Source organism: Nocardia sp. FDAARGOS_372 (assembly GCF_002554515.1).
In the GTDB taxonomy this organism is placed as follows: domain Bacteria; phylum Actinomycetota; class Actinomycetes; order Mycobacteriales; family Mycobacteriaceae; genus Nocardia; species Nocardia farcinica.
On record NZ_PDDW01000001.1, the window covers coordinates 1,173,973 to 1,196,776 of the forward strand.

Here is a 22,804-nt window from a genome sequence, read left to right on the forward strand (position 1 = left end):
AGGCGATGTCAGACGTCGAGCACGTGCGGCAGCCCGGCCCGATACCGGTCGGCGTCGATCGCCTTGGCCGCCTCGAACACCGGCACCCGCACGAGCGGGAAGATCGGCGCCCGCGGGCCGGGGTCGTCGGCGGCGTCCATGATCGCGTTGGCCGCGGCGCGCCCGGACTCGTTGGCGCCCTCCATCGTCGCCAGATCGATGTGGTTGCGCACGTGGTCGCCGCCGAAGAACAGGTTGGGGATCGCGCAGCGCGCCTCCGGCCGGTTCGCGTACGAGCCGACCGTGTTGACCAGCAGCGGGGTCGCGTTCTCGATACCGCCGCGGCCCCAGGTGATGCCCGGATCGAGATGCCAGGAGTGCACGTCCTCGTCGCGCAGCCAGCCGGTGGCGGTGTTGAGCCATTCCTTCAGCTGCGCCCACACTTCGGCGGCGATCTCCTCGGCGGAGCATTCCTTGGCGGTTCGGCCGTAGAGGATGCCGGGGGTGTCCCAGTCGGAGATGTCGACGGACAGGCACTCGCGGACGGTGCCGTCGCCGTAGCGGGCGGCGAAATCGCCCACCCACATCGGCGCCTGCCGCAGTGCGGTCAACGCCCACGGCGAGCCGAGCGCGGCGATGTGGCCCTCCGGGATGTCGGTCGGTGTGCGCAGGTAGTACTGGATGCCGACCATCCAGTCCACCACCAGCTCACGCATGCCCGCCAGGCTCGGGTCGGCGTCGAGCACGGCGTTGCTCAGCAGCGGCACCGTCCGCTCCACCGGCATCGCGCAGACGTACCAGTCCGCGGTCACCCGCTCGCCACCGCTCAGCCGCACCGCCGCGATCTGCCCCTCGGCCAGCTCCAGCGCGCTCGCCGCCCGGCCGAGCACGAAACGCACCCCGCTCGCACGCAGATGGGCGACCCACGGGTCGATCCATGCCTCGTTGGTCGGCCGGTTCAGGATGCGGTCGATGCCGCCGGAATACTCCTTGATCAGCCCGGTGCCTGCCAGTACCAGCGCCTCGCCGATCGTGCCGATGGTGCGCGCGGAACTCATGTGCGGCTTGGCCGCCACGGTGATCCTGGTCAGCGCGCTGACCAGGTACTCGCGGTAGGCCGCGGACTTGCCCTCGGCCCGGAGCGCCTGCGCCCAGGTCATGTGCTCCCACTGCCCGAAGCGGCGGGCATCGCAGGAGGTGAACCACATCATCATCTGCCTGCCGAAGAAGGCCAGCTCGTCGGGCGGCAGTTCGGGAATGAAACTCAGCCCGCCCACCACCGTGTTCTGTAGCCGCTGCGGCGTCAGCTGATCGATCGCGCCGACCTCCACCGGAACGAAGATCGGCGGCCTGCCCCGGAAGCCGGCCACCGTGCCCTCGACGCGAATCAGATTGTCCGCCACACCGTTCGGGTTCCCCGGGAACGGGATGCGCCGCATCATCTCGGGGATGTTCTGGTAACAGCCGGGGAAGAACCGGAATCCGTGCTCGCCGGGCAGATCGAGCCGCCCGTCGCGGGCGGTCCCCGGCACCGCCATGCTGCGCGCCTTGCCGCCGAGATGAGCGGGCTCGTACACGGTCACCTGGTACCCGCGTTCGACGAGTTCGTGGGCGGCCGACAGTCCCGCCACGCCGCCGCCGAAGATCGCGACGCTGCGCCCGCCGCCGGTGCGCAACCACGGCGTTCGGCGTCGCTGCGCCGCGGCCGCTGGTGCGGTGGCGGCGAGGCCGAGACCCGCGGCCAGCGCCCCGCGGAGCACGTCGCGGCGGTTCACGATGCCCGGTCGCTTGTCATCCATGTCGATCTCCTGAGCAGACGGCGGAGGGAGGGGTGGCCGCCGCGAGGGCGGACGACTGCGCACCGAACCGGTGGTGTGCCAGCGCCCGCGCCTGCCACCAGTCGGCGACCGCGCCGCGGGCCTCGGCGGCGAGATCGCCGAGCACCGGACCGATGCCGGGAAACGCCCGGCGCAGCGCCGAGACCGTGAGGGCGGCGCCGCGTGCGGGACCGAGAATGTCGGTGGGGCGCCGGGTCCGCGAGAAGATCGCGGTCACCGCCGAAGCCAGCGCGGGGTCGGCCTGTGCCGCCCGGTACAGCTCGGTCTCGAGGGAGTTCATGGCGGTGCCGCGGGCGAGCCGGTTCGTCCACTGGAAGATCTCCAGGCACTCGGCCACGCGCTCGCGTTCCCAGGCGGTCACCGCCGCGTCGAGTGCGTGGGTGTCGTCGAGCATCGGCGCCGCCTGCTCGCCGAGCAGGCGGCCGTACCGCAGCGCGTCCCGGATGCCTTGTGCGGTGACGGGATCCTTGAAATGGCCTGCGTCGCCCGGCAACGCCCAGCCCGGACCGGCCGACCGGCGGAAATAGGAGACCAGTCCGGTCGCCGAGCGCACCCGCCCCACCCGCTCGCAGCCCGCCAGCCGCGCCGCCAGACCCGGAATCCGCGCGATCGCCGCGGTATAACGCCGTTCGGCGGTGCCCGGTCCGAGCCGCTCGGTGCTCGCGGCGGGCTGCACGAGGCTCAACAGCAGGTCGTCGTCGCACGGGAACGCCGTGCCCAGGTCGGTGCCCTCGCGCCATTGGGCGGCGATCGCGCGGCGATCATGGTGGACATCGCGCCAGTAGGCGTAGAAGCAGTCGCGTCCGCTCGCCCGCGCCAGCCAGGGCTCGCCCGCGCCGGCCAGCCGGGCGACCGTGCTGCGCCGCCCGTCCGCTCCCACCACCAGCGCCGCCCGCAGCTCCCGGAGACCGTTCCCCTCGGCGTAGCGGACACCCACGCAGCGCCCGCGCTCCCAGACCAGTTCCGCGACGCGGGCCCCCTCGCGCAGCTGCGCCCCCGCCGCCGTGGCGGTCGCCACCAGTGCCGCGTCCAAGCCGGTGCGCCGCACGCACAGCGCGTAGTCGATCCCGTCGACCGGCTCGAACCTCGACCGCACCGCCAGCCCGGCGCCCGCGGCGAAGGCGGTGCGCAGGGGCGGTGCGCCGAGCGCCAGCACCCGGTCCAGCGCGCCGAGCCGCCGGAGTTCGGCCACGCCCGCGGGCCACAGCAGGTGGGTGGACAGCGTGTCGGAGGGAAAGCGGGCCGCGTCGAGCAGCACGACCGCCCGGCCCGCCCGGGCGAAGGCGGTGGCCGCGGCCGATCCGGCACAGCGCGCCCCGACGACGACGACCTCGGTTTCCTCGACGCCCGTGGCGGGGGTACCGCTCATTCCGACCACCTCGGTCACTAAGTCTCGGACACACTGTCCGATTGATGGTCCGGGCCCGGCGCGGGATTGTCAACGACTGTGCGGATGCGGGCACAATGGTCGACATGCAGCCACGCCGCCGACCCGAACGGCTCTCGCGCGCCGCGACGACGGGTGCCGGATGCCGTCGCTGACCCGGGCGCCCAGGAGCGCGCGCAAGCCGGACGACGAGCGCCGCGCCGAATTCGAGCGGCGCGTGCTGGCCGCCGTCGAGGACCTGCTCGCCGACGGCACCCCCTACACCGAGATCGCCGTGCAGAAGATCGCCGCGGCCTCGGGCGCGGCGCGCTCGACCTTCTACCGCTACTTCCCGGACAAGAGCGAGCTACTGGTCCGGATGGCCGAACTGGCGACCACCGACCTGTTCGAGGCCGCCGAGAACTGGTGGCGTGCCGAGCACACCGAGGAACCGGCCGGTGTCGTCGCGGCCATCGCGGCGATGATCGCCGGGTTCCGCGAACACCGCTACCTGCTGCTGGCCCTGAGCGAGGTGGCCGCCTACGACCGGGCGGTCGGCCGCTACTGGCGCGGCCGCGTCGCCGCGTTCGTGGCGATCGTGCGCGAGCGCCTGGACGCCGAGAAAGCGGCCGGTCGAATCGACCCCGCGGTGGACAGCGCCGCGACGGCACTGGTGTTGACCGCGATGGTGGAACGCGCCATCGCGACCGCGTTCGCGTCGAACTCGGCGGTCGGCGACGATGCCCTGGCCGCGGCGCTGGGCCGGGCGATCTGGCTGATCGTGTACGGGGACGCGCCCGGTCGCTGAAAGACGCCGCACCCCAGGGTTTCCGCTCAGGGGCGGGGCTCGACGAGGCGGCGCGCGGCCAGCACGATCGCCTCGCGCTGCGCCGCCCGGCTCGGCCCGGAGGTGGCCTGGATCGCGTGGGTGGCCGACGTGCGCGCCAGATCGGTGAGGATGCGCAGCAAGGCGGCCGGATGGAACTCGGTGGTCACCGTGCCCGCGGCCTGGCCGCGCCGGATCTCGGCCAGCTTCGGGGCGATCGCCGCCTTCAGCACCGTGGCGACGGCCGCGTGCGTCGTCGGTTCCAGATCGGCCCACGCCTGCAACCGGGCGTTGTCGGGGTTGGCCAGGAAATGATCGAACAACCGCCCGACGTAGCCGGGCAGGTCGTCGGCCGCCAGCGCCGTCTCCGCGGTGGTCTGTGCCGTCCAGCGTTCGGTGACGGCCGCGTACAACTCGTCCTTGCCGGGGAAGTAGGCGTAGAGCCGGTCCTTGCTGGCGCGGGCGGCCGTGGCGATGCGATTGATCCGCGCACCGGCGACGCCGAACTCGGCGAACTCGGCCTTCGCCGCCGCGAGTATCCGCTCCCGGGTGGCCTCTCCAGCTGCACGCATGCCGACGATCCTATCTTGCCGAACCGTTTGGTTCGGATATATGGTCGATCCGCGAACCGGGTGGTTCGGCACCGGCGGAGGCGAGGAGCTGTGATGAGCGAACAGATCGACTGGCGGCAACTGCGCGAGCAGCACGAGGGCGTCTCGCCCCGCGACCTGGACCGGCTGTGGGCGCAGCTGCCGACCGCGCGGGCCGAGGACATCCTCGGCAACTGGCGCGGCGATGCCTTCCCGACCGGTCATGCGCTGTGCCGGGCGCTGCCCGCCAGCCGCTGGTACGGCAAGCACTTCTTGGCGCTCGACGATGCCAAGCCGCTCATCTGCCGCGCCGAGGACGGCAGCCTGTTCTCCAATGTGGAACTCGGCCAGGGCGAGGCGACGTTGTGGAACATCGAGTTCCGCGGCGAGGTCACCGCGACCATGGTCTACGACGGCCGCGCCGTCTTCGACCATTTCAAGTGGCTCGACGAGAACACCCTCATGGGCATCATGAACGGCAGGCCCGAGCTGGTGCTCAGCCGCGGCGAGCACTTCTACTTCCTGCTGGAGCGGGATTCGTGATGCGCACGACCACGGCGGCGCTGTCGCGGGATCCGCGCGGCCCGTTCCAGCTCGAACAGGTGCGCCTGGACGCCCCGCATCCGGACGAGATCCTGGTTCGCGTGCTCGCCTCGGGCATCTGCCACACCGATCTGGTCAGCAGGGCCGCCGGCGCCGCCGATCGACCGGTGCTGCTCGGCCATGAGGGCGCAGGGGTGGTCGAGGAGGTCGGCGGCGCGGTCACGGCGGTGCGCCCCGGCGACCACGTGGTCCTGACGTTCCGGCACTGCGGCGCCTGCCGCAACTGCGCGACCGGCCGCCCGGCATACTGCCGAAAAGCCACCGCTCTCAACACGTTCGGGCGGAGGGCGGACGGTACGCCGCGGGTGACCGTCGACGGCGCACCGGTGCTCGACGGGTTCTTCGGTCAATCGAGCCTGGCCGGCTACGCGCTCGCCACACCCGACAACACCGTCGTCATCGACCCGTCGGTCGATCCGGTCGTGGCCGCCCCGCTGGGTTGCGGCTTCCAGACCGGCGCCGGTGCCGTGCTGAATCTGCTTCGGCCGGAAGCGGATTCCTGGCTGGTGGTGTACGGCGCGGGCGCGGTGGGCTTGGCCGCGCTGCTGGCGGCCCGCACGCTCGACGGGGTGCGGACGGTCGTCGTGGAGACCTCGGCGCAACGTCGCGCCCTGGCGCTCGAACTGGGCGCGACCGCGGCACTCGACCCCGCCGACGGCGACACCACCGCCCGGGTGCGCGAGCTGACCGGGGGAGGGGCCGACCACGCGCTGGAGGCCACCGGCATTCCCGCCGTACTGGCCGACGCGGTCCGCGCGCTCGGGGTGGGTGGCACCGTCGCGGCGGTCGGCCTCGGGACCGGGACGCCGCCGCTGGACATGCGGGACATCGTGGTGCACGGCAAGAGCATCCGGGGTTGCCTGGAGGGGGACTCGGTGCCCACCGAATTCGTGCCCCGGCTACTGGAGTTGTACCGCTCGGGCCGGTTGCCGTTGGATCGGCTGGTGAGCGTCTATCCGAGTGCGGAGATCGAGACGGCGCTCGCGGATCAGCGCGCGGGGACGATAGTCAAACCGGTGCTGCGCTGGTGAGCTCGAGGGCGTGCCGCCTCGGTCACTCGTCGTCGAGTCCGGCCGACAGGTAGGCCGCGGCGGCCAGCCACTGCCGGCACTGCGGTCCGTGGACCTCGTGAACGAGCAGGATCTCGCGGGCGCGGCGATAGGTGAGCCCGCCCGGCTCGACGCTGCAATCGGCCGATGCCACATCGGTGTACACCCGAGCACGCCAGGTCTCGGCGGGGGAGCGTGGTGGTTCGGCTATCCCCGCAGCGATGCCCGCCGGGTAGGGAGTTCGGAATGGTTGGTGCATTTCGACCGCCCCTCGCTTCTGGCGATGGGGAGGCGATGATCCGGCGCCGAACGGAAATTCCGGCGGACCTCCCCGATATGTCTTGCGGCGAGTTTACGGCCGTGTCGCTTACAGATGCAAGTACATCTGTAAGGATGCCGGGCGGTTTGTAAAAGGCGGCCGCCGTCCGGGCAGGACGACGGCCGCCGTTGTGCCGCAGGGGGTTTGGCTCGTGCTGCCGCGTCGGCGTCAGGGCTTGCGCGCGACCGCGCCGTAGGCCGAGATCGGCCGGATCTCGCCCACCTGGGTGGCGTCGGGCCGCCACTGCGTGATGGAGACGAACCCCGGTTCCACCATCTCCAATCCGTCGAACACCGCGCGAATCTGCTCCTGCGGCCGCGGAACATAGGGCACGCCACCGGTTTCGGCGTAGTTCTTGCACAGGGCGACGTATTCGGCACTGTCGTCGGTGCCGTCCCACATGACCAGGTAGCTGCCCGAGGGCACCGCCGCGAGCACGGTGTCCACGATGCGGCGCAGTTCGTCGTAGGTCTTGGCGTGGCCGAGCACGCCCATGAACATCACGCCGACCGGCTCGTTCAGATTGAGCACGTTGCGGGCGTCGGCGATGATCTGCTCGGGGTCGTGGAAGTCGCAGTCGACGTAGGTCGTCACGCCCTCGGGGGTGGTGCTGGTCAGCAGCGCCCTGGCGTGGGTGAGGACCAGCGGATCGTTGTCGACGTAGACGACCTTGGACTCCGGCGCGACGCTCTGGGCCACCTCGTGGGTGTTCTGCATGGTGGGCAGGCCGGTGCCGATGTCGAGGAACTGGCGGATGCCGATCTCGCTGGCCAGGAACCGCACGGCGCGGATGAGGAACTGCCGCGACTGCACCGCCATGGTGGTGATGTCGGGGTCGACCTCGATGCCCGCGTCGCCGGCGACCCTGTCGATTTCGTAGTAGTCCTTGCCGCCCATCCAGTAGTTCCAGATGCGCGCCGAGTGCGGGATGTCGGTCCGGATCAACGGGGCGTGGTCATCGGGCATTGCGTGCGACTCCTCAGGCGAGCGGTTCTTCGTGATGGCGGTACCGCCGTGCGCGACCTCCCGCGCGAACGGTCGGTACATCCGTTGTTGCACTGTGACAGTACAAGATTCAAGGCCGGTCGGCCGCCGAGATGAGGGACCTGAACTCGGCGTATTCGGACAGTTCTCGACACGCGTAACAAAGCCGACCAGTAGGTCCGAAAATCCTTGCTGCACAACGCCCCCCGCGGTGAACTTCGTGCTATCGTCCACGCGTCGGTGCAAATGCAAGAACGTTTGAGCGTGCATCTGCAAAACCGACTCGTACGAATCACTCACACTGCGCAAACGAGGAGTGGACATGTCGGAGACGATCGCGCACCGCATCACCGGTGCCTGGCGGAAGAGCTCGTTCAGCGGCCCGAGCGGCGGCAACTGCGTCGAACTCGCCGAGGCGACCAATGGTCTTGTGGCCATGCGGAACTCGCGCGACCCCGAAGGAGCTGTCATCTTCTACACCCGGCCCGAGATCGATGCGTTCGTTCGCGGCGCGAAAGCCGGGGAGTTCGACGATCTGACCAACTGAGAGCCCGGGCGGCGCCGGATCGTCTCCGTCGTCGAGCGGTGCGCCGATTCCCGCGACGCCACAGGTGTGCCGGTGGTCTTTGTGACCGGCGACGGATGTGCCACACTGGTGGTGCCGGGACCCCCTGGATGCTGGTGGCGCAGTGGCGCCTCCCGTGCGGACGGGAATGCGCCCTCGAGTAGCGGAGACGAGCTCCATGATCGCAGAACCCAACGACGACGGTCGTGTGCAACAAGCTGTCGCGGAACGTGGTCCGACCGTACTGCGGATCGCACTCGGCGGTCAGCTGAGGAAATTGCGGGAGAGCCGCAACATCACCCGGGAAGCGGCGGGTGACGCCATCCGCGGATCGCACGCGAAGATCAGTCGTCTGGAGTTGGGCCGCACCGGCTTCAAGGAACGCGACATCCGGGATCTGCTGACGCTCTACGGCGTGGTCGACCCCGCCGAGCGCGAATCGTTCCTGGATCTCGCGCGCCGGGCCAACGAGCCGGGGTGGTGGCATCGCTACAGCGATCTGCTGCCCCAGTGGTTCGGTCAGTATCTCGGTCTGGAACAGGCCGCGTGGAAGATCCGTACCTACGAGGCACACCTCGTGCCCGGCCTGTTGCAGACCCCCGATTACGCCCGCGCCGTGCTCGCGTTGGGCAGCGACGACGCCGACACCGATCGCCGGGTCGACGTCCGTAGGCGCAGGCAGGAGATCCTGCGCAGGCCGGAGCCGCCGATCGTGTGGGCCGTCCTCGACGAGGCGGCCCTGCACCGGCCGGTGGGCGGCGTGCAGGTGCACCGGGCGCAGATCGAGCACCTGATCGAACTCGCCGCGCTGCCCAACGTCACCTTGCAGGTGTTGCCCTACTCGGCGGGTGAGCACGCCGCCGCGGGGGCGTCGTTCAGCATTCTGCGCTTCGCCGAGGCGGAACTGCCCGACGTCGTGTACCTCGAACACCTGACCAGTGCCCTGTATCTGGATCGTACGCAGGACTTGGCGCTGTACCGGTCGGTGATGGACCGCCTGAGCGTCCAGGCGCTGGCGCCCGACAAGTCGGTGGACTGGTTGAAGAACTTCGCCGCCGGCTTGTAGCAGTTCGGAAGCGACCGCCCGGTCGCGAAATGAATGACGGCCTGCCCGGATCGCTCCGGGCAGGCCGTCATTCGTCGTCGTGGCCCGCGGTACCGCCACCCGACCAGTGGACGGTGATCGGGAGGCGAACCGGCAGCTACCGCGCGGCCGTCACTGCTTGATGAACGTGGCCGCGATGCGCCAGAAGGTCTCCGGCTGCAGGGTGTTCAGATCCCAGTCGTCCGCCAGGTCGTGGGCGGTGTTGACGATCCGATCGATGTCGAAGTCGTTCCGCGTCGCGGCGCCGGTGGACTCGACGGCGTCGATGACGAAGGCGACGGCGGTCTCCCGCGAATAGCTGGTGGTTCGTTGCCCGGACCGGGCCGACGGTGTGCTCATGGTTCTACCGTTCGCTGGCTGGACGGCCAGAGCGGATTCGGCGAGGCCGACGTGGCCGCCAATGAGTGGTTGATTCATGTGAACGCCCCTGACTTTCGGCGGCGGCTAACTTATGGCGACATTGCCCGTCGATTCGCCGTAACGGCCGCCCCTGGTTGTCCCCTTGTCGAGCTGTGCGATTCAGAGTCTAGGACCGTGTGTCTTGCAGATGCAAGTACATCTGTACGGTCCATTTGTATTCGCAGAGAATGACTTTCGCATTCCGGCAGTACTACCGGTCGTGCCGACCGGGTGGTTCGCTATGGGTGACTGCCACCGATCATCCCCGTGCGGATACCGTGCGCTGCCCGTCGCGCGGCGGTGTTTCCGCCGCTCGTGGCCCGTCGGATCGGGTGCCGGCGGGTCGGTCGGGCCTGGGGTGGTGCTTCGTCCGGCGGGTGCGGGCGCGGTCCGGGCCCGCACTCACCGGTGTTTGAAGAATCCGTCTCGCGGTGCGTGAGGCCTTCCGCTCGATCGGATTCGCCGTGCACTCCCGGTCTACCGCTTCTGTCATCCGAACGGGAGCAAGCACACGCAATCGTGATGAAAACGAATCCAATGGATGTGCCCGGGGCTGAATCCAACCGAGTGGATGGTACTTATTTCCTTGCCGCGCAGATCAGTTCAGCAATTTTTCAGTTACTGATTGCTGCGACGGCCTCGGAAATCGGTGTGACGCCCGCTACCAGCTCGAGTGTGGTGTGCACGGTGTTCGCTGCGGGCAGCAACGCGGCGATGACGGCGGCGACGTCCGCGCGAGCGATACTGTCGCGACCCACCCGTCCGGTGCTGAGCGTGACCGAACCGCTGGAGACCGTGTCGACCAGGCGGCCCGGCCGCAGCACCGTCCAGTCCAGATCCCTTGACCGCAGATCGTCTTCGGCCTGGGTCTTGGCGTCGAGATAGGCCGCCCACACCTCGTCCGTTCCCGGTGCCGGTGGCGCGCCGGTGCCCATCGCCGAGATCTGCACGAAGCGCCGCACTCCGGCGCGCTGGGCCGCCTCCGCGAGCAGGACCGAACCGTCCCGGTCGACGGTGTATTTGCGGGCCGCACCGCTGCCCGGTCCCGCGCCGGCCGCGAAGACCGCCGCGTCGGCGCCGGCGAGGGCGGCGGCCACCTCGGTGACGTCGGTCTGTTCGAGGTCGAGCAGCACCGGCTCCGCGCCGGTCGCCGCGACGTCACCGGTGTGCTCGGGGTTGCGGATCAGGCTGCGCACCCGATGCCCGTTCGCCGTCAGCTGCTCGGCCAGCAGCAGCGCGATCTTGCCGTGTCCGCCTGCGATCACCACGTCCATGTCGGTCCTCTCGTGTCGACGCCGGTTCGGGTCAGCGCTCGGGTCCGCCGGGATTGCAGGAGGCCCGCACGGTCTCCTGATACCCGACCGCCGGGCGCCAGGGTTCCAGGTTCCAGCTCGGTTTGTCCGGCTGCACCAGCCGCGCCCAGTGCCAGTGGCAGACGAACTGGTCGCGCATGCCGGGGCTGTCGGCCGCCGGGGAGAGCGCGACGATCTCGGCCCAGGCGCGGTTCTCCGCGCCGGGGAAGGTGGTGTCCCGGCCCGCCCGGGTCGGCACGACCAGCAGCCGGTCGCCGTCGACCGTGTCGGTCCACTCCACCCGATCGATCAGCGGGACGTCCGCGTAGGGATCGATCGTCGGCAGTGCGGCGACCGGCGGCGGTGTGGCGGTGGTCGGCGGACGCGGGGTGGTGGCGGTGGCCGGGGGAGCGGCGGCGGGCTGGTCGTCGCCGCAACCGGTGAGGAGGGCGGCCAGCGCCAGCGGGGCCAGGATCGCCGCTGCGCGCCTGCCCGCCGGTCTCCGAAGTGTCACCCGCCGTCCTTCCCTGCCGTGGGGCCGCGTCGTGAACCAGCCTAGACGCCGCGGCGACCCCGGATGAATATCACTGAAGACACTCCGTTTTAGTGCTGGAGTCATGCGCTGTGCGCATGGCAGACTCTATGGATGCGTTCCCCGGACGGCCGACGCCATGCTCCCGGCACCGAATCTGCCCCGCCCGCAAGACAACCCGCTCCCGAAGGCGGTCCGACTGTGCTTCGTATGATTCTCGGCGGCAGGCTGCGGCGGCTGCGCGAGAGCCGCGGCATCTCGCGCGAGGACGCCGGCGAGGCGATCCGCGGATCGCACTCGAAGATCAGCCGGCTGGAGCTGGGTCGCACCGGTTTTCGCGAACGCGATCTGGTCGACCTGCTCACGCTCTACGGCGTCGAGGACGAGACCGAGCGCGCGGAGTTCCTCACGCTGGCCAGGCAGGCCAATGCCTCGGGCTGGTGGCACCACGACTCGGACTGGCTGCCCAAGTGGTTCGACACCTATCTCGGCCTGGAGCAGGGCGCGCGGCTGATCCGCTGCTACGAGCCACGGGCGGTCCCGGAACTGTTGCAGACCGCCGACTACGCGCGCGCCCTGCTGACCCTGGCCCACCCCGACGAACCCGCCGACGCGATCGAGCGCCGCGTCGCGTTGCGCATGCGCAGGCAGCACATCCTGGATCGGACCGACCCGCCGCAGGTGTGGTTGATCGTGGAGGAAGCCGCGCTACGCAGGCCGATCGGCGGGTCGGCTGTGTGGCGCGACCAGCTCGATCGGCTGCTCGAGGCCCTGGACCGGCCGAACATCACCCTGCAGGTGCTGCCCGACCACGTCGGCGGACCGGCCCTGGCCGACGGCGCCTTCACCATGCTGCGCTTCACCGAGGCCGACCTGCCCGACATCGTCTACCTCCAGCAGCTCACCGGCGCGCTGTACCTGGACAAGGAGTCGGACCTGTCCGCCTATCGCGCGGTCGCGAACATGCTCTCGGTGCACGCGTCGCCGCCGCAGTACACCAAGGGCCTGCTAGAGGCGCTGCGGCTGCGCCAGCCCGCCACCGTGGACGAGCCGCTGGGCCGCTGAGAGCGGGTCAGGGGTTCGGGGCGATCGTCCCGATGATCGGATGCAGATCCTCGCCTCCGGCCTCGCCGGTGAGCAGGCGCTTGAGGATCTTGCCGGTGTCACCGCGGGGGAGCGCGCTGAGGAAGGTGACGTCGCGCGGCACCGAGAACCGACTCAGCCGGTTGCGGATGTAGGTGCGCACCATGTCCGAATCCAGTCCGGTGCCTTCCCTTTTCACCACGAACGCCGCCAGCCGCTGGCCGTACTCCGGGTCCGGCACGCCGACCACCGCGACCTCGCGCACCTGCGGCAGGTAGGCCAGCGCCTCCTCCACGGGGCGGGGGAAGACGTTCTCCCCGCCGGAGATGATCATCTCGTCGTCGCGGCCCGCGATGAACAGCCGTCCGGTGGCGTCGAGATAGCCGAGATCGCCGGTGTCTAGCATGCCGTCGGCCTCGTCGGGCGGGGCGGAGTTGACGTAGCCGTCGAAGAGCATGTGATTGCTCACGAACACGTGCCCGGTGGCGCCGACGGGCACCGGGCGGTGGTCGGGTCCGAGCACGGCGACCTTGGTGCCCAGCGGGGGTGTGCCCGCGGTCGTGGGGGCGGCGAGCAGATCGGCCGGATCGGCGATGGTGGCCCAGGAGACCTCCGTGGAGCCGTAGACGTTGTAGAGGATCTCGCCGTAGGCGTCCATGAAGCCGAGCACCGTGTGCGCGGCCAGCGGCGCTCCGCAGCTGGCGACCACCCGCAGGCTGGAGGTGTCGTAGCGGGCGCGCACGTGTGCGGGCAGTTCCAGGATGCGGTGCACCATGATCGGCACGGCGATGAGCGTGCTGACCCGGTGGTCGGCGATGAGCCGCAGGCACTGCTCGGCGTCGAAGTGCCGCGGCAGCACCACCGTCGAGCGCAGCGCGGTGCTCAGTTGCAGCGCGGCCAGGCCCCAGGTGTGGAACAACGGCGCCGGGATGAGCATGGTCTCGTCCATGCCCAGTGGGATGCGGGAGAGCAGCGCGGCGACGGTGCTGAAGCCCTTGGGATGCGGACGTCGCGCGCCCTTGGGGGTGCCCGAGGTGCCGGAGGTGAGCACGATCAGCTTGCCGGGCCGGGTGGGTTTGCGGAACCGGGTGTGGCCCATGCCCGCCAGATCGTCGAGGGTGATCCGGCCCGGGACCGCGGTGGCCTCGGTGGCGTAGCGCGGCAGGTCGGCGTGTAGGTACTGGACCAGATGGTCGAACTCGTCGTCGACGAACAGCGCGGTGAGCTTGTCGCGCTGCACCACCTCCTCGATGCGACGGGCGGGCAGTCCCGTGTTGAGCAGCGCGACGTCGACACCGAGTTTCCCGGCCGCCACGATGGTTTCGACCATGCCACGGTGGTTGCGGGCCAGCAGGCCGACCGCATCGCCCGCGCGCAGGCCCAGTTCGCCGAGCGCGCCCGCGATCGCGGTGGTCCGCTCGTGCACGTCGGCGAAGGTGGCGGTGCCGTGCTCGTCGACCAGGGCGGTCCGGGCCGGGTCGAACACCGCGCCCGCCGCGTACCCGCCCGCCATGTTGAATCCCCACTCGGAGAGCATGCGCAGCTGCCGGAGCCCGATGTCGGGTCGCGTGGTGGGCACGACACCGGTGCCGACCATCTGGCGCAGCACTTCGGCGCGCCGGCGGACCGGGGAGTTCTCGCCGTTGACCACCGTGGAGGTCGGCGTGCCGCGCACCAGGTCGGCGATGCGCCGCAGGCCGCGTTCGGTCCAGGCGGCGATGGCGGCGTTGGTGGAGCGCTCGATCGCCGGGTGCATGCGGCCGGGCGCGAAGAGTGTCACGGTGACGCGGGTGCGGCGCTCGTCGCCGAGCAGCCGCACCGACGCGAAGCTGCCCAGCGCCGGGCACACCAGCTCCAGGCTCTCGTACCAGCGTCCGACGCGGAGCTGGACGGTGTGCAGGCGGATGCCCGCGGCGGCGGTGCCGACGCGCAGGCGCAGCATCGTGTGGCCGCCCACCGATTCCAGGGGATCGCAGGCGCCCACACCGGGAAAGACACGAGGATAGGTCTGCGGTTCGCGGAGCAGATCCCACACCGCCTGGCGGGAGATGGGCAGATCCGCGGTCACATCGAGGACATCGGTAACCACTGGCGTGCAATTCTCGTCGGCCGGTTCGAACAGCTCGGGTCGGCGGAGATTTCATTTGTAACCCTCGCGCTCGATCTTGGTCAAGCGTTTTCGGTTACCACTGTTCACACTTTGTTTGCCCACCTCACCCGACCGCGAACGGACTTGTGGGATCGCACAGAACCGCAGGTCATCCCACGGATCGGGAGCCACGGTCGACCATGACGGAAGCGAAAACGGGCGATTTCCGGTGGAATCTGTGATCATTCACGATTTCACCGGAAATCGCCCGCGCGCGGGAAATTCGTGCTTACACCGGGAAAAGGCTGTGCTTGCGCGGATTGTGGCGCGGCCGCGGATTCTTGTCGCGCAGCATCCGCAGTGCCTTGCGGATCTCGAGCCGGGTCTGGGACGGTTCGATCACCGCGTCGATGTAGCCGCGCTCGGCCGCGATCCACGGGGTGGCCATGGTGGCGTTGTAGAAATCGATCATCTGCTGCCGCACGACCTCGCGCTGGTCGGCGGGCGTCTCGGCGAGCTTCTTGCGGCCGATGATGCCGACCATGCTCTCCGCGCCCATCACCGCGATGCGGGCGGTGGGCCAGGCGAAGCTGACATCGGCGCCGAGCTGCTTGCATCCCATCACCGCGTAGCCGCCGCCGTAGGCCTTGCGGGTCACGACGGTGACGATGGGAACGGTCGCCTCGATCACCGCCCGGAAGAACCGGCCGCCCCGCTTGATGACGCCGTTGCGCTCCTCCTCGATACCGGGCAGCACGCCGGGGGTGTCGACCACGAACACCAGCGGCAGGCCGAAGGCGTCGCAGAGCCGGATGAAGTGGGTGGCCTTGTCCGAGCACTGCGCGTCGAGCGCCCCGCCGAGCACCTGCGGCTGATTGGCGATCACCCCGATGGGGCGGCCGTCCACCCGGGCGAAGGCGGTGATGAGGTTGCCCGCGGTGGCCGCGCCGATCTCGTGCAGCTGACCGTCGTCGAAGATGCGCAGCAGGATCTCGTGCATGTCGTAGCCGACCTTGTCCGAGTCCGGGATGATCGAGTCCAGCTCGCGATCGTGGTCGGTGATCTCGGGCTCGAGACCCGGGTTGACCACCGGCGGCTGCTCGAGGCAACTCGACGGCAGGTAGCTCAGGTAGTCGCGCACCCAGTCGAAGGCGGCCTGCTCCGTGGGCGCGACGTGGTGCACGGTGCCGTTCTCGGCCTGCACCGCCGCGCCGCCGAGTTCCTCCGCGCTGACCGTCTCCCCGGTGACCGCCTTGATCACCTCGGGGCCGGTGACGAACATGTAGGACTTCTCGGTGGCGACCAGCACGTCCATGTTGACCGGGCCGTACACCGATCCCGCGGCGCACTTGCCGAGCATGACGGCGATCTGCGGGACGTAGCCGGACAGATCCTCCTGCCGACGGCACATCAGCGCGTACCAGGCCAGCGAGGTGACCGCATCCTGGATGCGGGCGCCACCGGAGTCGTTGATGGCGATGACCGGGCAGGCGTTCTGGTAGGCGAACTCCATCGCCGCGGCCACCTTGCGGCCGAACATCTCGCCCACCGACCCGCCGTGCACGGTCTGATCGTGGGCGATCACCACCACCGGCCTGCCGTCGATGTAGCCCCGGCCGGTGACCACGCCGTCGCCGTACATGGCGTCGCCGGATCCCGGCTGGCGCACCAGCTTTCCGATCTCGACGAACGTGCCCTTGTCCAGCAGCATGCGCACGCGCTCGCGAGCGCTCGGTATCTCCTTGGCTTTGCGTTTCGCGATGCCGGCTTCTCCGGCAGGTTCCTCGGCGAGTTCCAGGATCCCCAGTAGCTGATCCAGCTTCTCTCGCGTACCGCTCATAGTGTCGTCTTGTCCTTCGAACTCGCCGTGGCGCCCGATCCGCCGATATCACTGTGCGGAGGCGCGGCGCTCGACTCTATCCGGGATGAGACGCTTCGCACACCCCGGGACCGTTACTCATGGGCGACCTCACAGGCGGGGCCGGGCGTGACTTGGGCCGGAGCGGGAAAGCGCCCGGTCGACGATGCCGCTCGGGTGGCGGGTCGTGGCGCGAACGGTATTATCGGCGCGGCTGCTGTGGTGACGAACCGATGAGGGGCAGGCATGCGACCGGCTCTGAGATGTCTTGTCTGGGAACTGGACAACACGCTGTGGGACGGCGTCGTCTGCGACGCCACCAGCACCGCGCCCAGACCGGCCGCCCTGCGCACGCTGCGGGTCCTCAACGAGCGCGGCATCTGGCACGCCGCCGCCAGCCGCAGCGACCGCGGGCTCACGCTCGAGCGGCTCTACCGCCACGGCGTCTACGAGATGTTCTCCGCCCTCGAGATCGGCTGGGGCCGGAAATCGGCGTCGATCGTGCGGATCGCGCGCACCCTCGGCCTGAGTCTGGACACCATCGCCTACATCGACGACGAGCCGGTCGAGCGCGCCGAGGTGTCGCGGGCGCTGCCCCAGGTCCGCTGCTACGCGGCGCGCAACGTCGACGTGCTCACCGCGCTGCCGGATTTCCGCCCGGTCCGCCGCTCCGGCCCGCACCCGACACCGCCGCTCGGCTTCGATCGCATTCCGGCCGTGTAGTTTTCGGCTCCGTGCGCCGGGGCCGCCCGAATCAGTCGAGCACCGCGAGGGAGAGCCGCGCCAGCCGGGCAGGCTCGGCCACCACCTCGTAGCCGGCGACCCGGCCGTCGGCCACGGTGATCCGCAGGGCCAGCAGCAGCCGGCCCGCGGGTGCGACGACCACACCCACCCGGCCGTCCACCAGGGCCAGATCGGCGGCCGCGGCGCGGGTGCGCAGCAGCAGCGTCTCGCGCACGACGGCGTCGGCGCCGCGGACGACCGGCGCCGCACCGGCGGGCAGCGCGGCGGGATCGGCGGTGCGCACCACCTCGGGCGCCAGGACGCGCAGCAGCGCGGCGATGTCACCGCCGCGGGCGGCGTCGAGGAAGGCCTGCACCACGGCGCGATGGTGGGGGAGATCCGGGTCGGCCGCGGTCTGCTCGCCGCGCACCCGCGCCCTGGCCCGGCTCGCCAGCTTCTTCGTGGTGGCCGCGCTGCGGTCCACGATCGGCGCGATCTGCTCGAACGGCACGGCGAACAGATCGTGCAGCACGAAGGCGACCCGCTCGTCGGGGCCGAGCCGGTCCAGGACCACCAGCAGCGCGCGGCCCACGGAATCCACCAGTGCCGCTACCTCTTCCGGTGCGCGGTCGGGGGCGGGCCGCAGCAGTGCGGTAGCCGCGTCGAGGGGTTCCTCGCGCCGCGCGCCCCGGGTGCGCAGCATGTCCAGGCAGATCCGGGACACCACCGTGGTGAGCCAGGCGTCCAGGTTCACCACGTCGGCGGTGTCGGCGCGGGACAGCCGCAGCCAGGCCTCCTGGACCGCGTCCTCGGCCTCGCCCATCCCGCCGAGCATCCGGTAGGCGAGGCCGAGCAGCCGCCCGCGTTGCCGTTCGAAGCGCCCGGCCAGCTGCTGCGACTCGTCCACGGTCACCTTCGCCGCCCCCCGTCCGTCGACCTCATGACGGGCGCGTGCGCGCCCGCGTCATCACGATCGCAGAGCCGCTCGTCGGCCTCGACAGAAGGGTGTCCCCATGCACGTCGCCTACGTCGTCCTCACCGCACTGGCCGCCGCCGCGGCCGCCTTCGCCGCGGGGGTGGACCTGGTGCGCCCGGAATGGGTGCGCGCCAACATGCGCACCTACGGCATCCCGGACCGGGCCCTGTACCCGCTGGCGGCCGTCAAGGCGATCGGCGCGCTCGGGCTGCTGGCCGGGCTCGTCGTCGCTCCGGTCGGCCTGGCCGCCGCGATCGGGCTCGTCGGCTACTTCTCGCTCGCGGTGCTCACCGTCCTGCGCGCGCGAGTGTTCGCCGATGTCGGCTACCCGCTGCCCTACCTGGCGATCTCGGTCGCCGCGCTCGGCGTCACGCTGGTCGCGTCCTAGGGGTCGGTCGCGAGGATCATCGCCGCGGGCGGTCCTCAGCCCGCCCGCAGGAAGCGGGCCGCCTGCTCGCCGACGAACACGCTCGGCGCGTGCGTGTGCCCGCGGACCAGCAGCGGCATCACCGACGCGTCCGCCACCCGCAGCCCCGCCACGCCGCGGACCCGCAGCTGCGGATCGACCACGCTCACCGGGTCGGTGCCCATGCGGCAGGTGCCGACCGGGTGATAAAGGGTGTGCGAGTAGCCGGTGAGCGCCAGCTCGATGGCGGCTTCGAGGTCGGCGGGTGCCTTCGGCGGGTAGATCAGATCGCCCAGCACGGCCTTGAGGGCGGGCGCCTCGGCGATCCTGGCGCAGGTGCGCAGGCCGGACAGGATCGCCGCGCGGTCCACCCCGTCGCTGTCGGACAGGTAGCGCGGATCGATCACCGGCTTGGCGGTCGGGTCGGCCGAGGCCAGGGTGATGCGGCCGCGGCTCTCCGGGCGCAACAACACCGTGGCCAGGATGACGCCGTGTTCGGTCGGGTCGAGCAGACCCTCGTAGTAGAAGGGGGCGGGCGCGTACACCAGCTCCAGATCCGGCTGCTCGAGGTCGGGCCTGCTGCGCACGAACCCGTACGCCTCGCCGACGTTGGAGGTGAGCATGCCGCGGTGGCGCAACAGGTAGTTCAGCAGTTCCTTCGGTTTCTCCGCGGCGAAGAGCGAATCGCCCTCGACGGAGTAACCGAGGCCCGCGACGAGGTGGTCCTGGAGGTTCGCGCCGACCTCGGGTGCGTGCCGGACCACGGGGATGCCGTGCCGGGCCAGCTCGTCGGCGTCACCGACGCCGGACAGCATCAGCAGCTGCGGGCTGTTGATCGCACCGCCGCACAGCACCACCTCGCGCCGCGCCCGCACCACGAATGTCTCGGTGCCGCGGCGGTATTCGACCCCGACCGCCCGCGTGCCCTCGAACAGCACCCGGGTGGCGAGCGCCTCGGGTAGCACGGTGAGGTTCGGTCGGCGCATGGCCGGTTTCAGGTAGGCGTCGGCGGTGCTCCACCGCCTGCCGCCGTGCTGGGTGACCATGGTCTGGCTGAAACCCTTGGGCTGCGGGCGGTTCGGCGGCTCCACCGGGAAGCCGGACTCCTGCACCGCGGTCAGGAACGCCGCGGTCGAGGCGCGCGGGCTGCGCTGGTGCTCGACGTGGATCGGCCCGCCGGTGCCCTCGTCGGGGTACTGCGCGTCCTGGACGTTCTCGATGCGCCGGTACTGCTCCACCGCGGCGGCGAAGCCCCACTCGTCCCCGGCCAGCAGTGCCCACTCGTCGTAGTCGGCGCGGAAGCCACGCACCCACATCATCGCGTTCATCGACGAGGAGCCGCCGAACATCCGCCCGCGCGGCCAGTAGATGCGGCGCCCGTCCAGGGCGGGCTGCGGCTCGGTCAGGTAGTCCCAGTCCAGTTCGGAGCGAAACAGTTTCGCGAATCCGGCCGGGATGTGCGCGAATTTGTTCTTGTCCGGCGGACCCGCCTCGAGCGCCACCACACGGGTGCCGGAATCCTCGCTGAGCCGGTGGGCGACCACCGCGCCCGCGGACCCGGTCCCGACCACGACGTAGTCCGCGGCCATCTGTTCTGCTGCCACTGTCCCACTCCGATCTGCTGCTAGGGCCAAGATACGAGCACGCGGCCCACCCCGGCGGTGTTTCGCCGAAGTGGGGTGGCGAGCGGTGGGTCAGCCCGCGGCGGGCGTGTCCTGCTCGGTGCGGCGCACCGGACTGATCGGCAGCACCAGGGCGGCGGGGGCCTCGGCGGGCACCACCGGGCGCACCGGCGGCACCGGGTCGATCCGGCGGTAGCCCTCGCCCTGCGGCGGGCGCTTGTCCTGCTCGCCGTTGTTCGGCCAGTAGGCGGCGGCCCGCTCGGCCTGCGCGGTGATGGTGAGTGACGGGTTGACGCCCAGGTTGGCCGAGACCGCGGCGCCGTCCACCACGCTCAGCGTGGGGTAGCCGTAGACGCGGTGGTACGGGTCGATGACGCCGTGCTCGGGGTCGGCGCCGATCGCCGCGCCGCCGAGGAAGTGCGCGGTGAGCGGGATGTTGAAGATCTCACCCCAGCTGCCGCCCGCGATGCCGCCGATCTCCTCGGCGACCTTGCGGGTCACCTGGTTGCCCACCGGGATCCAAGTCGGATTCGGTTGGCCGTGGCCCTGTTTCGAGGTCATCTTGCGACCGAACAGGCCGCGTTTGGTGTAGGTGGTGATGGAGTTGTCCAGGTGCTGCATCACCAGCGAGATGATGGTGCGCTCGCTCCAGTTCTTGGTGCTCAGGAAGCTGAGCAGGTCCAGCGGGTGGCGCAGCACCAGCAGCAGGAATTTCAGCCAGCGCGGGATGCGGCCGCCACCGTCCACCATCAGCGTCTGGAGCAGGCCCATGAAGTTGGAGCCCTTGCCGTACCGGACCGGTTCGATGTGGGTGTCGGGGGTGGGGTGGATCGAGGAGGTGATCGCCACGCCCTTGGTGAAGTCCTGGCCGGGCTGCAGCGTCTTGGTGGCGGCGCCGACGATGGACTCGGAGTTGGTGCGGGTCAGCACGCCGAGGCGGTCGGAGAGCTTGGGCAGCACCCCCTTGTCGCGCATGGCGAACAGCAGTTGCTGGGTGCCACGGGTGCCTGCCGCCAGCACCACGTGGCCCGCGGTGTAGGTCTTGGGCTGCTTGCCGATCAGCTTGCCGGTGCGCTTGGTCTCCACGTCCCAGGTGCCGTCCGGGAGCGGGCGGATGGCGGTGACCGTGGTCATCGGCACCACCTGTGCGCCCGCCTGCTCGGCGAGGTAGAGGTAGTTCTTCACCAGGGTGTTCTTGGCCCCGTATTTGCAGCCGACCATGCAGTCACCGCACTCGACACACCCGGTGCGCTCGGGGCCGACGCCCCCGAAGTAGGGGTCGGGCACGGTCTTTCCCGGCTCCCCGAAGAACACGCCGACCGGGGTCTGCACGAAGGTGTCGCCGAAGCCCATGTCGTCGGCGACCTTCTTGAAGACCTCGTCGGCGGGCGTCATGTGCGGGTTGCGGACCACGCCGAGCATCTTCTGGGCCTGCTCGTAGTACGGCGTCAGTTCCTCGCGCCAGTCGGTGATGTCGCGCCACTGCGGGTCGCGGAAGAACGGCTCCGGCGGCACGTAGAGGGTGTTGGCGTAGTTCAGCGAGCCGCCGCCGACCCCCGCGCCGCCGAGGATGAGCACGTCGCGCAGCAGATGGATGCGCTGGATGCCGTAGCACCCCAGGGCGGGCGCCCACAGGAACTTGCGCACGTCCCAGCTGGTCTTGGGCAGCTCGTGGTCGGCGAAGCGCTGTCCGGCCTCGAGCACGCCGACCCGGTAGCCCTTCTCGACCAGGCGCAGCGCGGTGACGCTGCCACCGAACCCGGAACCGACGATGAGCACGTCGAAGTCGGTTTCTCGCTGGGTCATGCGGAACTCCTCGGTCGCGTCGGCAGTGACGCGCGTTACGCTAACGCCGACAGTAGGAACTGTCAACGAAGGCGGGAGGTGGCGCTCTATGCTGACAGTCGTGTCCCGCTACAGCCGCTCGCAGCTCGCCGAACTCAGCGGCGTCCCGGCGCGCACCATCCGCTACTACCACTCGCTCGGCGTGCTGCCCAAGCCCGGCCGCGCGGGCAAGGAAGCCGTCTACGGCGACGATCACCTCGCCCGCCTGCGCGACATCGCCGAGATGCAGGCGCGCGGGCTGCGCCTCGACGCGATCCGCGAGGTGTTCGACGTCCAGGCACAGTCGGGCGCCCCGGCGGATTGGCGCGCGGTCCTCGATCCCCGCTATCCCGGTGCAGGCGAGCAGTCGGCGGTGCTCGACGACGACCAGCTCACCGCCCTGCTCGGCGACCGGCGCGCCGACATCCTCGACGAACTGATCGCGGCCGAGTACCTGCACCGGTGCGAGGGCGGCTGGCGCATTCCCGACCAGCCCATGCTCAAAGGCGCGCTCATCCTCTACGACCTGGGCACCGACATCACCCTCAGCGGCGCGCTGCGGAAACTGATCAGGACCCGGTTGGCCGAACTCGCCGACGAGATCGTCGCGACCTTCCGCGACGCGGCCGCGACGAGCTACGGCGGCGAAGGGATCGGCATCGACCACAGCCGGTTCCGTGAGCGTTTCCGCGCCGCCGCCCGCGAGGTCGCCGGCGCCACCCTGGCCGACGAGATCGACCGCGCGGTCCGCGAATCCGAGGCCTGAGCGCCGCCTA

General features: G+C 70.4%; 22 protein-coding genes. 9 read left to right on the top strand and 13 right to left on the bottom strand.

The genetic code is table 11. The features are described 5' to 3' along the window. Positions 1–8 precede the first annotated feature (8 nt). Positions 9–1,778, bottom strand: coding sequence for an FAD-dependent oxidoreductase (locus tag CRM89_RS05935; protein WP_098083428.1), 1,770 nt, complete (start codon positions 1,776–1,778; stop codon positions 9–11). Continuing rightward, complete coding sequence (locus CRM89_RS05940; protein WP_098086892.1) at positions 1,771–3,186, bottom strand: NAD(P)/FAD-dependent oxidoreductase; 1,416 nt, start codon at positions 3,184–3,186, stop codon at positions 1,771–1,773. Before CRM89_RS05940 ends, CRM89_RS05935 begins: the two co-directional genes overlap by 8 nt. A 160-nt stretch (positions 3,187–3,346) precedes the next feature. Between CRM89_RS05940 and CRM89_RS05945 the strand changes: the two genes are divergently transcribed. Beyond that, the gene (locus CRM89_RS05945) at positions 3,347–3,991 is read left to right on the top strand and encodes a TetR/AcrR family transcriptional regulator (protein ID WP_098083429.1); all 645 of its coding nucleotides are present in this window, start codon (positions 3,347–3,349) and stop codon (positions 3,989–3,991) included. 26 nt (positions 3,992–4,017) lie between these two features. Here CRM89_RS05945 and CRM89_RS05950 read toward each other — a convergent pair whose 3' ends face one another. After that, positions 4,018–4,581 carry a TetR family transcriptional regulator gene (locus CRM89_RS05950; protein ID WP_011209128.1) on the bottom strand — a complete coding sequence of 188 codons (564 nt, stop codon included), beginning with the start codon at positions 4,579–4,581 and terminating at the stop codon, positions 4,018–4,020. Between the two features lie 93 nt (positions 4,582–4,674). On the opposite strand from CRM89_RS05950, the gene CRM89_RS05955 reads away from it, so the two are divergent. Then, entirely contained in the window at positions 4,675–5,142 is a 468-nt protein-coding gene (locus CRM89_RS05955; RefSeq protein ID WP_098083430.1) for a DUF4334 domain-containing protein, read from the top strand. After that, complete coding sequence (locus CRM89_RS05960; protein WP_098083431.1) at positions 5,142–6,233, top strand: NAD(P)-dependent alcohol dehydrogenase; 1,092 nt, start codon at positions 5,142–5,144, stop codon at positions 6,231–6,233. The genes CRM89_RS05955 and CRM89_RS05960 overlap by 1 nt, the downstream gene beginning before the upstream one ends. 22 nt (positions 6,234–6,255) lie before the next feature. Here CRM89_RS05960 and CRM89_RS30810 read toward each other — a convergent pair whose 3' ends face one another. Both CRM89_RS30810 and CRM89_RS05965 read right to left on the bottom strand, forming a co-directional pair. Continuing rightward, entirely contained in the window at positions 6,256–6,417 is a 162-nt protein-coding gene (locus tag CRM89_RS30810) for a hypothetical protein (RefSeq protein WP_011209131.1), read from the bottom strand. A 321-nt stretch (positions 6,418–6,738) separates the two neighbouring features. After that, positions 6,739–7,536 (bottom strand): SAM-dependent methyltransferase, encoded by a 798-nt coding sequence (locus tag CRM89_RS05965; protein ID WP_011209132.1) that lies wholly within the window; start codon positions 7,534–7,536, stop codon positions 6,739–6,741. A gap of 340 nt (positions 7,537–7,876) precedes the next feature. Here CRM89_RS05965 and CRM89_RS05970 point away from each other — a divergent pair, with 340 nt between their 5' ends. Together CRM89_RS05970 and CRM89_RS05975 are read left to right on the top strand one after the other, a co-directional pair. Beyond that, entirely contained in the window at positions 7,877–8,101 is a 225-nt protein-coding gene (locus CRM89_RS05970; protein WP_041560957.1) for a DUF397 domain-containing protein, read from the top strand. A gap of 196 nt (positions 8,102–8,297) precedes the next feature. Further along, positions 8,298–9,185: a helix-turn-helix transcriptional regulator gene (locus CRM89_RS05975; RefSeq protein ID WP_041560114.1), complete on the top strand. Its 888-nt coding sequence runs from the start codon at positions 8,298–8,300 to the stop codon at positions 9,183–9,185. A 150-nt stretch (positions 9,186–9,335) separates the two neighbouring features. On the opposite strand, the gene CRM89_RS05980 is transcribed toward CRM89_RS05975, so the two are convergent. The 3 genes from CRM89_RS05980 to CRM89_RS05990 form a co-directional block, all read right to left on the bottom strand. Next, a complete protein-coding gene (locus CRM89_RS05980; protein WP_041560115.1) occupies positions 9,336–9,563 on the bottom strand; it encodes a hypothetical protein in 228 nt (75 codons plus the stop codon). 674 nt (positions 9,564–10,237) lie between these two features. Further along, positions 10,238–10,897, bottom strand: coding sequence for an NAD(P)H-binding protein (locus CRM89_RS05985; RefSeq protein WP_098083432.1), 660 nt, complete (start codon positions 10,895–10,897; stop codon positions 10,238–10,240). A 31-nt stretch (positions 10,898–10,928) separates the two neighbouring features. Then, a complete protein-coding gene (locus CRM89_RS05990) occupies positions 10,929–11,429 on the bottom strand; it encodes a DUF2599 domain-containing protein (RefSeq protein ID WP_098083433.1) in 501 nt (166 codons plus the stop codon). A 228-nt stretch (positions 11,430–11,657) separates the two neighbouring features. Between CRM89_RS05990 and CRM89_RS05995 the strand changes: the two genes are divergently transcribed. Then, positions 11,658–12,512, top strand: a complete 855-nt coding sequence (locus CRM89_RS05995; RefSeq protein ID WP_098083434.1) for a helix-turn-helix transcriptional regulator — start codon at positions 11,658–11,660, stop codon at positions 12,510–12,512. 7 nt (positions 12,513–12,519) lie between these two features. On the opposite strand, the gene CRM89_RS06000 is transcribed toward CRM89_RS05995, so the two are convergent. Next, the gene (locus CRM89_RS06000) at positions 12,520–14,619 is read right to left on the bottom strand and encodes an acyl-CoA synthetase (RefSeq protein ID WP_060591481.1); all 2,100 of its coding nucleotides are present in this window, start codon (positions 14,617–14,619) and stop codon (positions 12,520–12,522) included. 289 nt (positions 14,620–14,908) lie between these two features. Next, positions 14,909–16,459, bottom strand: coding sequence for an acyl-CoA carboxylase subunit beta (locus CRM89_RS06005; RefSeq protein ID WP_098083435.1), 1,551 nt, complete (start codon positions 16,457–16,459; stop codon positions 14,909–14,911). A 264-nt stretch (positions 16,460–16,723) separates the two neighbouring features. Here CRM89_RS06005 and CRM89_RS06010 point away from each other — a divergent pair, with 264 nt between their 5' ends. Continuing rightward, positions 16,724–17,200 (top strand): HAD-IIIC family phosphatase, encoded by a 477-nt coding sequence (locus tag CRM89_RS06010; RefSeq protein ID WP_011209141.1) that lies wholly within the window; start codon positions 16,724–16,726, stop codon positions 17,198–17,200. Positions 17,201–17,231: 31 nt separating this feature from the next. On the opposite strand, the gene CRM89_RS06015 is transcribed toward CRM89_RS06010, so the two are convergent. Then, on the bottom strand, positions 17,232–18,107 hold the full coding sequence (locus tag CRM89_RS06015; RefSeq protein WP_098086893.1) for a sigma-70 family RNA polymerase sigma factor: 876 nt from the start codon (positions 18,105–18,107) through the stop codon (positions 17,232–17,234). A 106-nt stretch (positions 18,108–18,213) separates the two neighbouring features. Between CRM89_RS06015 and CRM89_RS06020 the strand changes: the two genes are divergently transcribed. Continuing rightward, the gene (locus tag CRM89_RS06020) at positions 18,214–18,564 is read left to right on the top strand and encodes a DoxX family protein (RefSeq protein WP_041560117.1); all 351 of its coding nucleotides are present in this window, start codon (positions 18,214–18,216) and stop codon (positions 18,562–18,564) included. A 35-nt stretch (positions 18,565–18,599) separates the two neighbouring features. Here CRM89_RS06020 and CRM89_RS06025 read toward each other — a convergent pair whose 3' ends face one another. Together CRM89_RS06025 and CRM89_RS06030 are read right to left on the bottom strand one after the other, a co-directional pair. Beyond that, complete coding sequence (locus tag CRM89_RS06025; protein ID WP_086838887.1) at positions 18,600–20,171, bottom strand: GMC family oxidoreductase; 1,572 nt, start codon at positions 20,169–20,171, stop codon at positions 18,600–18,602. 105 nt (positions 20,172–20,276) lie between these two features. Further along, a complete protein-coding gene (locus tag CRM89_RS06030; RefSeq protein WP_098083436.1) occupies positions 20,277–22,010 on the bottom strand; it encodes a GMC oxidoreductase in 1,734 nt (577 codons plus the stop codon). A gap of 88 nt (positions 22,011–22,098) precedes the next feature. On the opposite strand from CRM89_RS06030, the gene CRM89_RS06035 reads away from it, so the two are divergent. Further along, complete coding sequence (locus tag CRM89_RS06035) at positions 22,099–22,794, top strand: MerR family transcriptional regulator (protein ID WP_060591470.1); 696 nt, start codon at positions 22,099–22,101, stop codon at positions 22,792–22,794. Positions 22,795–22,804 lie beyond the last annotated feature (10 nt).

Excerpts from the sequence above, each read along its gene's own strand:
- CRM89_RS05935 (WP_098083428.1), bottom strand. The coding sequence starts at position 1,778 with ATGGATGACAAGCGACCGGGCATCGTGAACCGCCGCGACGTGCTCCGC.
- CRM89_RS05940 (WP_098086892.1), bottom strand. The coding sequence starts at position 3,186 with ATGAGCGGTACCCCCGCCACGGGCGTCGAGGAAACCGAGGTCGTCGTC.
- CRM89_RS05945 (WP_098083429.1), top strand. The coding sequence starts at position 3,347 with ATGCCGTCGCTGACCCGGGCGCCCAGGAGCGCGCGCAAGCCGGACGAC.
- CRM89_RS05950 (WP_011209128.1), bottom strand. The coding sequence starts at position 4,581 with ATGCGTGCAGCTGGAGAGGCCACCCGGGAGCGGATACTCGCGGCGGCG.
- CRM89_RS05955 (WP_098083430.1), top strand. The coding sequence starts at position 4,675 with ATGAGCGAACAGATCGACTGGCGGCAACTGCGCGAGCAGCACGAGGGC.
- CRM89_RS05960 (WP_098083431.1), top strand. The coding sequence starts at position 5,142 with ATGCGCACGACCACGGCGGCGCTGTCGCGGGATCCGCGCGGCCCGTTC.
- CRM89_RS05965 (WP_011209132.1), bottom strand. The coding sequence starts at position 7,536 with ATGCCCGATGACCACGCCCCGTTGATCCGGACCGACATCCCGCACTCG.
- CRM89_RS05970 (WP_041560957.1), top strand. The coding sequence starts at position 7,877 with ATGTCGGAGACGATCGCGCACCGCATCACCGGTGCCTGGCGGAAGAGC.
- CRM89_RS05975 (WP_041560114.1), top strand. The coding sequence starts at position 8,298 with ATGATCGCAGAACCCAACGACGACGGTCGTGTGCAACAAGCTGTCGCG.
- CRM89_RS05980 (WP_041560115.1), bottom strand. The coding sequence starts at position 9,563 with ATGAGCACACCGTCGGCCCGGTCCGGGCAACGAACCACCAGCTATTCG.
- CRM89_RS05985 (WP_098083432.1), bottom strand. The coding sequence starts at position 10,897 with ATGGACGTGGTGATCGCAGGCGGACACGGCAAGATCGCGCTGCTGCTG.
- CRM89_RS05995 (WP_098083434.1), top strand. The coding sequence starts at position 11,658 with ATGATTCTCGGCGGCAGGCTGCGGCGGCTGCGCGAGAGCCGCGGCATC.
- CRM89_RS06005 (WP_098083435.1), bottom strand. The coding sequence starts at position 16,459 with ATGAGCGGTACGCGAGAGAAGCTGGATCAGCTACTGGGGATCCTGGAA.
- CRM89_RS06010 (WP_011209141.1), top strand. The coding sequence starts at position 16,724 with ATGCGACCGGCTCTGAGATGTCTTGTCTGGGAACTGGACAACACGCTG.
- CRM89_RS06020 (WP_041560117.1), top strand. The coding sequence starts at position 18,214 with ATGCACGTCGCCTACGTCGTCCTCACCGCACTGGCCGCCGCCGCGGCC.
- CRM89_RS06025 (WP_086838887.1), bottom strand. The coding sequence starts at position 20,171 with ATGGCCGCGGACTACGTCGTGGTCGGGACCGGGTCCGCGGGCGCGGTG.
- CRM89_RS06030 (WP_098083436.1), bottom strand. The coding sequence starts at position 22,010 with ATGACCCAGCGAGAAACCGACTTCGACGTGCTCATCGTCGGTTCCGGG.
- CRM89_RS06035 (WP_060591470.1), top strand. The coding sequence starts at position 22,099 with ATGCTGACAGTCGTGTCCCGCTACAGCCGCTCGCAGCTCGCCGAACTC.